Annotated in this window: 11 protein-coding genes; 3 read left to right on the top strand and 8 right to left on the bottom strand. The window is 68.8% G+C overall.

Annotation, left to right across the window (positions count from 1 at the left end):
• Positions 1-166: 166 nt before the first annotated feature.
• Both VFF97_RS06750 and VFF97_RS06745 read right to left on the bottom strand, forming a co-directional pair.
• Positions 167-1,789, bottom strand: coding sequence for an ABC transporter permease subunit (locus VFF97_RS06750; RefSeq protein ID WP_325032723.1), 1,623 nt, complete (start codon positions 1,787-1,789; stop codon positions 167-169).
• 75 nt (positions 1,790-1,864) lie between these two features.
• A complete protein-coding gene (locus VFF97_RS06745; RefSeq protein ID WP_325032722.1) occupies positions 1,865-3,109 on the bottom strand; it encodes a maltose ABC transporter substrate-binding protein in 1,245 nt (414 codons plus the stop codon).
• A gap of 234 nt (positions 3,110-3,343) precedes the next feature.
• Between VFF97_RS06745 and VFF97_RS06740 the strand changes: the two genes are divergently transcribed.
• Positions 3,344-3,832 (top strand): YajQ family cyclic di-GMP-binding protein, encoded by a 489-nt coding sequence (locus tag VFF97_RS06740; RefSeq protein WP_325032721.1) that lies wholly within the window; start codon positions 3,344-3,346, stop codon positions 3,830-3,832.
• Between the two features lie 16 nt (positions 3,833-3,848).
• Here the strand turns inward: VFF97_RS06740 and VFF97_RS06735 are convergent, their stop codons facing one another.
• Positions 3,849-4,265, bottom strand: coding sequence for a hypothetical protein (locus VFF97_RS06735; RefSeq protein WP_325032720.1), 417 nt, complete (start codon positions 4,263-4,265; stop codon positions 3,849-3,851).
• A gap of 124 nt (positions 4,266-4,389) precedes the next feature.
• Here VFF97_RS06735 and VFF97_RS06730 point away from each other — a divergent pair, with 124 nt between their 5' ends.
• Entirely contained in the window at positions 4,390-5,019 is a 630-nt protein-coding gene (locus VFF97_RS06730) for a MerR family transcriptional regulator (protein ID WP_325032719.1), read from the top strand.
• Here VFF97_RS06730 and VFF97_RS06725 read toward each other — a convergent pair.
• Positions 5,016-7,493, bottom strand: coding sequence for an ATP-dependent helicase (locus tag VFF97_RS06725; RefSeq protein WP_325032718.1), 2,478 nt, complete (start codon positions 7,491-7,493; stop codon positions 5,016-5,018). The two genes, VFF97_RS06730 and VFF97_RS06725, sit on opposite strands and share 4 nt — an antisense overlap.
• Positions 7,494-7,564: 71 nt before the next feature.
• Between VFF97_RS06725 and VFF97_RS06720 the strand changes: the two genes are divergently transcribed.
• Positions 7,565-7,969, top strand: coding sequence for a YccF domain-containing protein (locus VFF97_RS06720; RefSeq protein WP_325032717.1), 405 nt, complete (start codon positions 7,565-7,567; stop codon positions 7,967-7,969).
• Here VFF97_RS06720 and VFF97_RS06715 read toward each other — a convergent pair.
• From VFF97_RS06715 to VFF97_RS06700, 4 genes are all read right to left on the bottom strand, one after another.
• A complete protein-coding gene (locus VFF97_RS06715; protein ID WP_325032716.1) occupies positions 7,959-8,459 on the bottom strand; it encodes a hypothetical protein in 501 nt (166 codons plus the stop codon). The genes VFF97_RS06720 and VFF97_RS06715 overlap by 11 nt on opposite strands.
• 80 nt (positions 8,460-8,539) lie before the next feature.
• Positions 8,540-11,560 carry a hypothetical protein gene (locus VFF97_RS06710; RefSeq protein ID WP_325032715.1) on the bottom strand — a complete coding sequence of 1,007 codons (3,021 nt, stop codon included), beginning with the start codon at positions 11,558-11,560 and terminating at the stop codon, positions 8,540-8,542.
• Positions 11,561-11,622: 62 nt separating this feature from the next.
• The gene (locus VFF97_RS06705; protein WP_325032714.1) at positions 11,623-13,125 is read right to left on the bottom strand and encodes a serine/threonine-protein kinase; all 1,503 of its coding nucleotides are present in this window, start codon (positions 13,123-13,125) and stop codon (positions 11,623-11,625) included.
• 183 nt (positions 13,126-13,308) lie between these two features.
• The coding region (locus tag VFF97_RS06700) for an HNH endonuclease signature motif containing protein (protein WP_414684232.1) at positions 13,309-14,203 on the bottom strand (895 nt) is incomplete at its 5' end.

Below are 14,203 nucleotides of genomic sequence, written 5' to 3'. Positions count from 1 at the left end.
GGTCTCGCGGAAGTACCGCTTGAATCTGCGGCGGGGAAGCTTGCCCTCGCCGCGGACGCCGCCGCCGGTTGTGAGGGTGGTCGTCGTCGTGAGCTCGTCGTCCGACGCCGCGACCGTGTCGAGCAGGCCGCGCGCTGCAGGGGCTCCAGGTTTCAGGTCGCTCATGTCAGACCAGCTCCTCCAAGGCCTTGGTGCGCCGGAAGGCGATCACCGAGATCGTGCCGACCAGCAGGAAGATGATGATCGAGAAGGCGCTCGCCAGGCCGTAGTCGGCAGTCGAGCCGACGAAGGCGACCTTGTAGACCATCGAGATGAGGATGTCGGTCGCGCCGACGTTCACGCCCGCGCTCACATCGCGCGGTCCGCCGCCGGTGAGCATGTAGATCAGCACGAAGTTGTTGAAGTTGTACGCGAACGACGCGATCAGCAGCGGGGCGACAGCCACGAACAGCAGCGGCAGCTTGATGTTGCGGAACACCTGCCAGGCGGATGCGCCGTCGACGCGCGCGGCTTCCTGCAGCTCATCCGGGATGGCCTGCAGAGCGCCCGTGCAGATGAGGAACATATAGGGGAATCCGAGCCACAGGTTCACGAGCAGGATGCTGAACTTGGCGAGCCACTCATTCGTGAGCCATGGGATGTCGGCGCCCCCGAAGAGCACGACGTTGATGAAGCCGAACTCCTGGTTCATCATGCCCGCCCATACGAGCGCCGACAGGAAGCCGGGGAACGCGTACGGGAGGATCATGATCACGCGGTAGTACCGCTTCGACTTCATGCGCGGATCGTTGAAGACGATCGCGAGGAAGAGCCCCGCTGCGAAGCACAGGAACACCGACAAGAAGGCGAACACGAACGTCCACGTCAGCACCGAGAAGAACGGACCGCGGATCGACTCCTCGCCGAACGCCCGCACGAAGTTGTCAAAGCCGACGAAGATCTGCCAGCCCGGGAGCAGCTCGGTGCCGTCGGGTGCGGTGAACGCGCCGGTGCCGATATCGGAGTAGACGACGCCAGTGCGCGTGTCGGTCATCGTGTCGGCGGCCTCGTCGTACACGAGCTTCGAGACGTACGCGTACGCGACGGATCCGTCGGGCGTGCGCAGCGCGCCGTCGTTCGGGTCATCGCTGATGGGCACCGCCATGTCGGCGATGCGCTGCTGGTCGGCGACGATCTGCGCGAACGAGAGGGTGTTGTAGCCCGGGACGCCGACGGCCTTGCCGCCGTCCATCTCGGCGTTGTCGACCGGCTCGAGCGGTCGCTCCTCGCCGCCGAGGCGGACATCGCCGTCGGGATCGGTCACGAGGAACGAGAGCTCGCCCAGCTGCTCGACGATCGTGAGCTGATAGGCGGGCGAGTCCGGCACGCGCTCCTGCGCCGACAGCATGAGCGCGTTGATCGCGCTGTCCTTCGTGCTGTTGTGGCCCGTGCCGTAGTTGGTGAACGCGACGTAGCCCGTGTAGCCCGCCGCGAAGATCTGGAAGACGAAGAGGAAGATGAGACCGGGGATGAGGTACTTCGCCGGCAGATGGCCGCGGCTGAAGTAGATCCAGTTCGCGAAGGCGGTCACCGCGAGGACGATGCCCGCGATGAGCCACTGCTCGCTCTGCACGAGCACGAGGATCGCGTAGAGCGCCATCGCGTCGATGATGCCCAGCGCGATGACCTTGAACAGGAGCACCTTCCACCCGCCCGACGCCGCCTCGGCGATGCGGGTCGCCCGGCGGGCCCGTTTGGTGGGTTTCGGCGCTTCGGCCGTGTGTGGTTCTTCGATGGTCGGCGTCGTCATCGCGTTTCCCTCGGTCGCGTGCTGTGACGGATGCGGGGCGGCAGCCTTGCGGATGCCGCCCCGCATCGACGTCGATTACTCGATGGCCGCCTGGATGTCGGCCGCCATCTTGTCCCACAGCGCGACCGGGTCGCCGCCCTGGCCGTTGATGATCGCAGCCTGGGTCACGCCCCAGAACTGCCACACCGAGCCCATCTCGGGGATCGACGGCATCGGCACGGCGTTGGCGCCGACCTCACCGAAGCCCGCGGTGATCGGGTCGGACGACACGGCCGCCTCGAACGCGGCGGTGAGCGCCGGGGAGCGGCCGCCGACCTCGTAGAGGGCCGTCTGGACCTCTTCGCTGCCGATGTAGTTGATGAGGAACTCGTTCGCGGCGAGACGGTTCTCGCTCTCGGAGCTCAGGAAGAAGCCCTGCACGCCGGCGAACGGCTGTGCGTCCTGGCCACCGGCCGACGGGATCGGGTCGACCGCGATGTTGAGGCCCGCCTCCTCGGCCGCCGGGACGTTCCACGGGCCGGTCAGGAAGAACGGCGACTTGCCCGCCACGAAGTTCTCACGCGCGAGGTCGCCCGTGATGTTCGTGTTGAAGACGCCGGTGCCGGTCGAACCCTGCGACGCGAGCCACGTGGCGAACTCCTGGCCGCCCGCGTTGCCGATCTGCAGGTCGGCCGGGTCGTACGCGCCGTCCGCGTCGGTGCCGAACACCGGAGCGCCGAACGACGTCTGGAACGGGTACAGGTGGTACGGGTCGGATGCCTCGGGGTCGAGGCCGACGAGGAACGCGTACTCGGTGCCCGCCGCCGTGCCCTTGGCGATCATGTCGTCGTAGCTGGTCGGAGCCTCGGCCACGAGGTCGGTGTTGCGAAGCAGGCCGATGTTCTCGATCGCGTACGGCACGCCGTAGGTCTGTCCCTCGTAGCTCCACGCGTCGATGGCGACCTGCTCGAAGTCGCTCGCCGTGTCACCGAGCTCGACCGGCGCCACGACGCCGTTCGTGACGAGGACGCCCAGCCAGTCGTGCGCGCCGACGGCGATGTCAGGACCCTCGCCGGTCGGAACCTGCTGCACGAACTGGTCGCGGATCTCGCCGAACTCCTTCTGGACCAGCTTGACCTCGACGCCGGTGTCGGCGGTGAAGTCCTTCGCGGCGTCTTCGAGGACGCCGGCACGGTCGGCGTCGACCCACACGGTGATCGAACCGGCCGACTCGGGGGCCTCGGTCTCGTTGCCGCCGCCGCCCGCGCAGCCGGCCAGGACGACCGCGCTGCCCGCGACGATCGCCGCCAGGCCGATCGCGCCCTTCTTGTTCACCTTCATCGGTGTGTGCCTCTCTTGTCTGCGGAGACGAGATGGATGCGTCGGCGTCCACATCGTCGCCCCTCGGTAATGCAAGCGCTTACAGTTTCACCGAAGACGGGCCTTCGCGCAATCCCGAGATGAACCCGATATCATCCCGTGATCAACCGCCGCGGACCTTGGAAGCGCTTGCACGGTGGTCCCGGCATCCGTGTCACCCGCTCGGCGCGAGACCTGCCGGATAGACTGCCCGGCATGGCAGATTCCTCGTTCGACATCGTCAGCAAGGTCGACCATCAGGAGGCCGACAACGCGCTCAACCAGGCCCGAAAAGAGGTCGAGCAGCGCTACGACTTCAGGGGCACCGGCGCCTCGATCGAGTGGAGCGGCGAGCAGATCCTCATCAAGGCGAACAGCGAGGAGCGCGCGAAGGCCGTGCTCGACGTGTTCCAGTCGAAACTCATCAAACGCGGCATCTCGCTCAAGAGCCTCGAGTCGGGCGACCCGGTCGCGAGCGGCAAGGAGTTCCGCATCGTGTCGTCGCTGAAGAACGGCATCTCGTCCGAGAACGCCAAGAAGATCTCGAAGATCATCCGCGACGAGGGGCCGAAGTCGGTCAAGTCGCAGATCCAGGGCGACGAGCTGCGCGTGCAGTCGAAGAGCCGTGACGACCTGCAGGAGGTCATCCGCATCCTCAAGGCTGCCGACCTAGACGTCGACCTGCAGTTCGTGAACTACCGATAACAGGGCCTCCTGACCGTCACCCGAGCGCACTCGCGCCGGCGACGATCAGGCTCACGCCGACCGCGATGAGCGAGAGCGCGAGCACGACCACGCCCGCCCACAGCAGCCCGATCAGGCGGCCCGGGTGCTTCGGATCCTGCCCCAGCACCGAGAGGAAGAACCCGGCCGGGATGAGGATCGCCGACGCCAGCACGCCGACCGCGGACCACAGCCAGGGACCGGTCACACCGGCCACCGTGAGCAGCAGGGCGGACACGAGCCCGAGGATCACGAGCACGCCCGCGTGGGCGTGACCGGCACGGAAGAACGTCTTCTGCAGGCCGTTGAACGGGAGGCCGTGCGACGCGATGCGGAGCAGGAACGTGCCCCCGGACATGATGCCGATGACCGTCAGCACCGTGGCGCCGAGGACGATGGTGAGTACGGGATCCATGCTTCTCCTTCGGTAGATCTCGGTCCAGCGAGATTGGATAGTTTTGCTATCCAGTATTAGATAGCTAAACTATCTACATGTCCAATCCATTCCCGACACGCGCGTCGGACCGGCGGACCCTTCCGTGAGGATCTCCGAGCTTTCCACGCGCAGCGGCGTGCCGGTCGCGACGCTGAAGTTCTACATCCGCGAGGGCTTGCTCCCCCGCGGCGAAGCGGTGTCGGCGACGAACGCGGAGTACGGCGAGGAGCACCTCGCTCGTGTCCGGCTCATCGCCGCCTTGGCGGATGTGCGAGGGCTGCCGCTGTCGCGGGTGCGCGAGATCCTCGCGCTCATCGACGAGCCGGCGCCCGACCCGGTCGAAACGCTCGGGCGGGCGGTCGGCGCACTGCCGCCCTACGTCGAGGAGGCCGACGACTACCCGCGTGCGCGCGAGGCGATCGAGCACGCCGGGCTCACGTACGAGCCGAGGTTCGCCGCGGTGAGACAGCTCGACTCCGCGATCCGCGCGATCGAGGATGCGGGGCTGCGGTGGGATCCTTCTGTGCTGAGCCGATACGCGGATGCGATGCGCGCGGTCGCGGGCGAAGAGGTCGCACCCATCGCCGAGATGACCCTGCAGGACGCCGTCGTGTACGCCGTGCTGGGCACGGCGCTGTACGAGCCGGTCATGCTTGCGCTGCGGCGGCTCGCGCACCACCACCTGCTCGTGAGCGGAGCGGTGCCACCGCCCACGGAGAGCGCGGCGGACTAGATCTTCTCGATCGGTGCGACCTTGATGAGGAGCTTCTTCGCGCCGGCGGTGTCGAAGCGCACGTGAGCGACGCGCTTCGCGCCCTCGCCCGTCACGAGGTCGACGCGGCCCTCGCCGAAGTCGTCGTGGCGGATGCGGTCGCCCGGCGCGAGCTCGAGGTCGCCGTTGTCGCGCACCTTCGCGGGAATGCGGTTCGCGAACTTCTCGATCGACCCGTTCGGCTGGCGGCGAGCGAGCGGCACAAGGTCGTCGCCGTAGCGCTTGCCCGACCCGGATCCGCCGAAGCCCCGGCGGGCGTTGAGCGCCCGCGACTGGGAGCCACCGCGCGAGTTGACGTCACCGGGCGACTGCCGCCAGTGCAGCAGCTCCGACGGGATCTCCTGCAGGAAGCGGCTCGGCATCGCGACCGACACCTCGCCGAACTGCGCGCGGGTCATCGCGAGCGACAGGTAGAGGCGCTTGCGCGCGCGGGTGATGCCCACGTAGAAGAGGCGGCGCTCCTCCTGCGGTCCGCCCGGCTCCCCCGCCGAGATGCGGTGCGGGATGAGGTCCTCCTCGACGCCCGTGACGAACACCGCGTCGTACTCCAGGCCCTTCGCCGTGTGCAGCGTCATGAGCGACACCGAACCCGAGGCGTCTTCGAGGTCGTCGGCGTCGGACACGAGCGCGACCTCGGTGAGGAAGTCGAGGATCGTGCCCTCGGGGTTGTTGCGCGCGAACTCGCGAGTGACGGCGACGAGCTCGTCGAGGTTCTCGACGCGCGCCTCGTCTTGCGGGTCGCGGCTCGCGCGCAGCGCGTCGATGTAGCCGCTCTTGTTCAGCAGCAGCTGCAGCCCCTCCGTCACGGACGTCGGCGGTGCGATCTCGCCGGAGGGCGGAAGCATGATGTCGGATGCCTCGGCCAGCACCGCGTCGAGGTGGGCGATCGCCGCCTGGATCTTGGGTCCGACTCCGAGCGCCGACGAGTTCGCGAGCGCGTCGCGGAATGTGATCTGCTCCTCGCGTGCGTACCGCGAGATCGCCTCGATCGTCACGTCGCCGATGCCTCGGCGGGGTTTGTTCACGATGCGACGCAGCGCCATCTCGTCGGCCGGGTTCGCGACCGCGACGAGGTAGGCCAGCGCGTCTTTGATCTCGGCGCGTTCGTAGAACTTCGTGCCGCCCATGATCTTGTAGGGCACCGCCGAGCGGATGAAGATCTCCTCCAGCGCACGCGACTGCGAATTCGTTCGGTAGAAGACGGCCATCTGGCCGTAGTCGACGCCCTCGCGGCGGAGCGCCTCGATCTCGTCGGCGACGAACTGCGCCTCGTCGTGCTGCGAGTAGCCGGTGAACCCGACGATCTTCTCGCCCGCGCCGACGTCGGTCCACAGCTTCTTGTCTTTGCGGTCGAAGTTGTTGCTGATGACCGCGTTCGCCGCGCTCAAAATGTTCTGCGTCGAGCGGTAGTTCTGCTCGAGCAGCACGACCTTCGCACCCGGGTAGTCGCGCTCGAACTCGGTGATGTTGCGGATGTCCGCTCCGCGGAACGCGTAGATCGACTGGTCGGAGTCGCCGACGACCGTGAGGGACGCGGGCTCGGGGGCGCCGGCGACACCACCGGTCCCTGAGCTCGTCGAAGGGTCGGGGCCCCAGATCAACATCCCGTTCGACGCTTCGACAGGCTCAGCGACCGCTCCGGCAACCGGCTTCGTCAGCTCGTTGATGAGCGCGTACTGCGCGTGGTTCGTGTCTTGGTACTCGTCGACGAGGATGTGCCGGAACCGACGCCGGTACACATCGGCGACATGCGGGAACGCGCGGAAGAGGTAGACGGTCTGCGCGATGAGGTCGTCGAAGTCGAACGCGTTCGCGCGCTGCAGCTCGCGCTGGTAGGCGCCGAACACCTCGACGAACACACGCTCGACGGGGTCGTTCATGTTCGCCTGGCGCGCGTACGAGTCGGCGTCGGCCAGCTCGTTCTTGAGCTTCGAGATCTTGCCCTGCACCGCGGCGGGCGTCAGCCCGAAGGCATCCGCCTCATGCTCTTTGACGAGCCGTTTGATGAGCGCACGCGAGTCGCCCGAGTCGTAGATCGTGAACGAGCTCGTGAAGCCGAACTGCTGCGCCTCGCGTCGCAGGATGCGCACGCACGCGGAGTGGAAGGTCGAGATCCACATGCCTCGCGCGGAATCTCCGACGAGGTGCTCGACGCGCTCGCGCATCTCGCCCGCGGCCTTGTTGGTGAACGTGATCGCGAGGATCTGACTGGGCCACGCCTCTTTGTTGCGGAGCAGGCTCGCGATGCGGTGCGTGAGAACGCGCGTCTTGCCGGAGCCCGCTCCCGCGACGATGAGCAGCGCCGGACCGCGGTAGACGACCGCCTCGCGCTGCTGCGGATTGAGGCCGGCGAGCAGGTCTTCGTCGGCGCGCGCCGCACCAGGGCGAGGCCCTGAGCCCCCGCCGACGATGATTGGTGTGACGGCGTCGGTCATGGCCCCTCAAGTCTAGTTCGGGCCCACCGACACGGCCCCCGCGGGGTCACGCCGACTGCCACAATCATCTCGTGCGCACCGTGCTGAACGTCATCTGGCTCGTCCTGTCCGGCGTCTGGCTGTTCCTCGCCTACGTCGCGGCGGGCATCCTGCTGTGCGTCCTCATCGTGACGATCCCGTGGGGCATCGCGTCGTTCCGCATCGGGTTCTATGCCCTCTGGCCGTTCGGGCGCACGATCGTCGAGAAGCAGAACTCCGGCGTGTGGGCGTTCCTCGGGAACGTCGTGTGGGTGATCCTCGCGGGCTGGTGGCTCGCGCTCGCCCACATCGTCTCGGGAATCGCGCTGTGCATCACGATCATCGGCATCCCGCTCGGTCTCGCCGACTTCAAGATGGTGCCGATCTCGATCATGCCGCTCGGCAAGGACATCGTCTCGACGCGCCAGGGCGAGTTCGACGCGGCGATCAGTCGCTGAGGAGGCTGCAGCCCTCGTCGCCGTCGCCGACGCACAGCACGAGGGTCGCGGGGTCGACCAGGTCTTCGGGAACCTGGTAGCTCCACACGAAGGTGTACGACTTGTTCGGGGCCATCTCGATGTCGACGTTCTGGCGGGCCTCCGCCTCGGCCGAGAAGGACTCGTCAGCGGTCGAACGGAGTACCGGCGCGACATCCGCGGCCGTCACGCCCTCCCCCGTCACCCACTGAGCGACGTTCGCCGTGACCCACTGGTTGCCCGGGTCCGCCTCGCCGATCGTGTCGTCGGGGACTGCGCCGCTCCACACCTCGAGCATGACGCCGTCGGCGCCGACGCGCTCGCCGACGCTCGCGGGCTCCGTCACCGTGGACTCGACGACCGACGTGTCGGGCGCGGACGTCTCCGACGGGGCCGCCCCGGACGCACAACCGGCCAGGAGCAGACCGGACACGGCGAGGACGGACAGGATTGCAGAGCTGCGCGAACGCATGACAAACACCTCTTCGATTTGTTTGGGATGCCTTTAACGCTACGCCTCGCACTTTTCGGCGAGGACCGCGCGGCACCCGCTCACCGGGAGGCGCTGTCGAGTCGCCGCCTCCACGGCAGCGCGAGCAGTGCACCCACCGCGAGCACGACGAGTCCGAGGCCGGCCGCCCACCACGGCGTCGATGCGGGGATCTCGAGGAACGTCGTGATGCCGAGGATGCGCGCCATGCCCCACGGCAGAAGACCCATCTCGTCGTTCCACACGGTGAGCGCGCGCTCGAGCCCCACGACCGCGACCGCGAAGGCGGTCACCGCGAGTGCGGCGCCCACGCCGGCGAGCACGAACCCGGTCGCGCGGCGCGCGCCGACCTGCATCGACATCGCCCAGCCCGCCGCCACGAAAGCCCACACGAAGAGCGCGAACGCGATCGCGATGTAGACGACGCGTGCGAAGGGCTCGGTCCAGAACGCGAACCAGTACCCGCCGGGGCCCGTGAACGCGAGCGCGAAGAGCGTGACGATGCACCGGAGCACGATGACGCCGCCCACGGCCGCGATCACCGGATAGGGCGAGCGGATGCCGACGCACACGCGCACCACGAGAAGGAAGAGGAGCCACGCGCCGAAGACGATCGCGAGGTGCGTCCACGACAGGAAGGAGGTCTGGAGCGCGCGCGTAGCGACCAGCAGCCCTCCGGGGATGATTATGAGAAGCCAGCGGTCGAGGGCGAGCATGCCGAGCGTCGATTCGCGCGCTCGCCACGGGCGCGTCGAGGCGATCCACGCAGCGCGTGCGGCGGCGGCTCCGGGTCGTCGCACGAGACGGGTGCGGGCGGAGAGCATTCCGATGATTAGCCACGCGACGGCGAGGACGAGCAGGATGCGCGCACCCCACGCGACGAGCAGATCGCGATCGGCGCGGTCGATGCCGAGCTGCGCGGCGGTGAGGTTCCACGCAGGGTGATCGACGTCGCCCTCGTACGCGTCGACGTGCGCGGCGGCTCGGGCGACGTAGTCGTCGCGCGCATGCTGCCACCGCTCATACGCCTCGGGCGACCCGTTGTCGTGCCACTCCCCCTGCGCGAGGAACATCTCGCGGTATGCGCCGAGCAAGCCGAGGGTGTCGATCTCGTAGTCGAGCGCGCCGAGGAACGCGTCGCGCAGTTCGGGGTCGCGCCAGGTCGCGGCATCCGTCTCTTCTATGTCGGCTCGCATCCGCTCGGCCGCGGCGAGCGCAACCCGGCCACCTTGGATCGTCTCTTCGATGCGATCGGGGCCGATGATCGCGTAGAGCACGTCGAGCGTGGCGGAGTCGCCGGTGAGGATGTCCCACTCGAACAGCCACATCTGCGGCGGCGGTTCGAGGCCGAGCGCCGACACTGGGGATTCGGCGAAGGGCGCGAGGTACAGGCCGTTCTCGATCGCGCTGCGCGAGCGCGCCATCGCCTGGGCGATCGCCGCGACGGTCGCGGGGTCGTCCGAGAACCACTCGCGCGCCCAATCGGCGGTGACCTGCGCGAGGTCGGCGTCGGGGTCGCGCGCGAGCGCGCCCGCCTGGCGGGTGTTGTGCTCGTACAGCTGCCAGAAGCCCGACTTCAGGTACAGGGACATGGGGCCGGCGCGCCACGGGCCGCCGTCCTGCGTCCACGTCCAGATGCCTTCGATGTTCGGGTTCTGCGCCAGGAGCTCGCCCAGCGCCCACTGGAACTCGGGACCGAGGTCGTTCGGGAAGGAGCCGAACGCCTCGAACTCGCGGCGGCTCTGGAACTCGACGATGCGCCGGTGCTCGCCCATCGCGAGGGTCTCGTTGAGGGGCAGCCAGCTGTAGAAGTCGCCGGCGGTGTACTTCGTCGACACGATGAGCGCGTCGGAGTCGATCCCGCCGAGCACTGCCTCGTACGACTCGGGGTCGATGTGCATGTCGCCGACGTCGCCGATCCCCACGCTCCACGTGCGGAAGACGACTTCTGTGTCGGATGCCTCGGCGCCGGCCGTGAGCACGTCGAGCATCGTGCGCACCGCGTCCACGCTGCGCACCGCGAGCGCGGAGTAGTAGTCCCAACCCGGGGTGTCGTAGATGTCGCCGGCCTCACCGATGCGGATGACGACGCCGTCGAGCGCGGGCTGGTCGGCGTAGAGCTCGTCGAGCGCGTCGGCGTAGACCTGCCACAGCTCGGCGTTCTCGGTGTCGGCCCGGCCGAAGCGCTTCGTGAAGTAGTCGTCGAGCGCGGGCGTGAGCGCGAGCATGTCGGTGCGCAGGTAGACATCGACCCCGAGCTCGGCGGCACGATCCCAGAAGGGCCCGAACGCCTCGCCCAGCGCGGCGGCGCGAGCGATGTGCGGGTCGCCGTCGGGGTAGACCGGCCCGCCCGGGGCACGCGCGAAGTCGACGTATTCGATGAACCCCGGCCACGCGACGGCGTTGTACCCCTGGGCGACCGACGTGCGCAGGAACTCTTCCCACTCGTCGAACGCGTCGTCAAGGGCCGCCTCGTCGATGTACGGCGCGTCGGCGAGGTACACGTCACGGAACGCTTCGGAGATGTGCGAGTAGTTCGTGCCGGGGCGCCACTCCTCCGGGTCGGCGGTGACGCCGACGGCGCCGATGTCGACCATGCGGAACGGCAGGCGCGACGGCTCGCGCGTGCCCGGGAGGTCTTCGATCGCGCGCCCGCCGCGGATCTGCGCGGCGAGGTCGTACATGCCGCGGACGGCCGCGGCTTCGGTCGGCGCGTCGATGCGGATGCGGCGGCCGTCGACCGCGAGGGCGTAGCCGTCGTCGTGTTCGTCTTCGTCGGGGCCCGCGGTGACGGCGAGGGTGAATTGCTCTGCGTCGGGCGCGGCGTCGGCCGTGGCATCCGTCAGGTCGTCGATCGCCGCCTCGAACCGTGGGCCGCCGGGTGCGTCGATGTCCGTGAACGAAGGAGTGGGGACGGATGCCTCAACCCGCGCGATCGCGGGTTCGGCCGGGTGCATGCGGCCGGACTCCTCGACCCGGATGCCGAGCGCATCGCCCACGGCGACGCCGATGCCCGCGCCGAGCGCGACGAGCACGAGAACGGTGACGACGGCGGTGATCCCCCGTCGTACGGCCGTCGTCATTCGAATAGCCTATGGCGCTCCGTATGCCGCGATTGACACGCCGGTGGGCTGCCGCGACCCGCTCAGTGATGGTCCTTCTGCTTTGCGGCCTTGTCGGCTTCGCGGGCGGCGTCGCGGGCCGCCTTGTCGGCTTCGCGCTGCTCCGCAACCGCCTGTTTGGCGGCTTCGCGTTCTTCGGCCGCGGCCTGCTTCTCCGCGTCACGGGCGGCCTTGTCGGCGGCGTGCTTGTCGGCGTGAGGCTTGTCGGCGTGGGGCTTCTCGGCGTGGGGCTTGTCGTCGGCGCGGGTCGGGCCATCGCTGGAATGTCCGCCGGGCTGCGTGACGACGTCGACGCCGTCCGACCAGTTGGCTGTCTCGACCGTCTCGACCGGGACGATCGCGGGATCGACCGCGCCGACGACGATGTCGGCCTCCTGGGCCGTCGCCTCCGCAGCATCGGGGACAAGCGCGAACGGGTTGGTGTATGCGGGCGCGGGACCGGCCACCACCTCCGGTTCGCCCGGCGACGCGGCATCGCCGAGAATGGCCGCGCCGACGATCATGAGCGCCGCGACAGTCGCCGATGAGGCGACCGCGGCACGCTGCGCCCACTTACCGCGGGTCTCAAGCACTGTGTGCCGACGGCGGCGTGCGGCCGCGACGTGGCGGCCCGCCGGCATCCGTGTCGTCGGATGGTCGGCGAGGATCTGCGGCGTTGACGGGGCGGCCACCAGCGGGCCGGTCGGATGCTCGGGAATGTCGGCGATGCGCTGCGCCACTTCGAGCGCGGTCGGACGTGCCGCGGGATCGAGGGCGGTCATCTGCTGGAGGAGCGGACGCCAGTGCGGTGAGATCTCGTCGGGAATCGTCGGCGGCTCGAGGAGGCGTGCGAGCACGGCGCCGATGCCCGATGTGTGCCCGAACGGGCGGACCCCGGTGAACGCCTCGATGAGCACGAGTCCCAGCGCGTACACATCGGATGCCGGGCTGCTGCCCTGCCCGCGCACCTGCTCGGGCGACAGGTAGGCGGCGGTTCCGAGGACGACGCCCGGAGTCGTGACGGGTTCCGCGCCGATGAGCTGGGCGAGACCGAAGTCGGCCAGCTTGACGCGGAAGCCGACGCCAGGAGCGGATGCGGCGCCCAGCAGCACATTCGACGGTTTGACGTCACGGTGAAGCAGGCCCGCTTCGTGGACGGCATTGAGCCCTGCGGCGAGCTCGGAGCCCACGAGCGCGATCTCTCGTTCGGTCAAGGGTCCGTTTCGGAGACGTCCGGCGAGGGTCTCACCCTCGATGAACTCCATGACGAGGTAGCGGGGCCGGTCCGGCTCGATGCGTGCGTCGAGGAGGGTGACGAGGGAGGGGTGATTGAGCATCGCGAGGGCGCCGGCCTCGCTGCGCGCTCGGGAAGAGGTTGCGAGGACGTCGGCATCCGTTCGCATCATCTTGATCGCGACGGTGCGTCCCAGAACGAGGTCGTCGGCGCGATAGACGTGCGCCATGCCGCCGACCCCGATCTGCTCGTGGAGTTGGTATCGGCCGTCCAAGAGGGCGAGGGTCGGCGTCTCTTCGAGTTGCGAAGTCACCGTGGGTCCTCCCTGTGGTGGGCGTGCGTGTTGCTGATCGAGCGACGGTAGCCCGCGCAGCCTGGACGGACTCGGGGGTTGACATCGTCGAGCCGCGATGGTTGGCGCGTCCCTATGCAGGGGGGTCGGCGACGCGGGCTGCTCGGCGGCAGCGGGGTTTGAGCCAGCCGTTGCGCGAGTTGATCAGAAGGGGGCGTCGTGTTCGTCTGCAGGGCGAAACACCGGTACGCGGCGTTCGGGCTGCACGACGTATCGCCTGCCTGCGGGCGAGGTCCATTCGAGTGCTCCCCCGCTGTCCGGGAGTTGCCGCACCCGCCACCCGCCGTGGTGTTTCACGGTGTGATGCCCCTTGCACAGGGGTGCGAGGTTGTCGAGCGAGGTTTCCCCGCCGTGTTCCCACGCGACCGTGTGATCGATCTCACACCGGGACGCGGGGATGCCGCATCCGGGAGCCATGCACCGGTCCGCCCGCCACCGGACCAGCTTCCGCAACATCGGCGGCGGCCGGTACTGCGACCGGCCGACGGAGAGGACCATTCCGGTCTCGGGGTGGGTGAGGATCCGCATCCACCCCTCGGCACCTCCACACAACTCCCGGGCACGGTCGAGCGGGATCGGTCCGACGCCCTCCACGACCGCCGGAGCAAGGCCCTGCGCGGCGCGATCCGCATCGTCCGTCGCGAGGAGGGTGAGGGCCGGCACCGTCACCGCCACCGTCGCGCGGATCCCGCGCGCCTCGACCGGGTGCACGGTCGTGTCGCCCTCGATCAGCAGATCGGAGAGAACGTCCGCCCGGAGTTGGTCGATCGTGCGATCCTCATCCGGCGGTGCCGGGTCGCAGTCGCGGCTCGTGGCGTCCTGCCGAGGCGTCGCCGTCTCGTCCTGGTTCTTGATGGCCTTCGCGATGGCGGTGAGCCGCCCGTAGATCGCGTGCGCTTCCACCGCCGGCAGGTACGCACTCAGCCATGCCATCCCGTCATCCGTGTGCTCCACCACTACCCGCCGCCGCACCACCGCGGCCTCATGCCGCTCCGCGAGGGTCACCGACCGGTGCATCTCGATCAGCCGCCTGAGCGCG

Source organism: Microbacterium sp. (genome assembly GCF_035687345.1).
Classification (GTDB): domain Bacteria; phylum Actinomycetota; class Actinomycetes; order Actinomycetales; family Microbacteriaceae; genus Microbacterium.
This window is presented reverse-complemented; position numbering and strand designations above follow the sequence as displayed.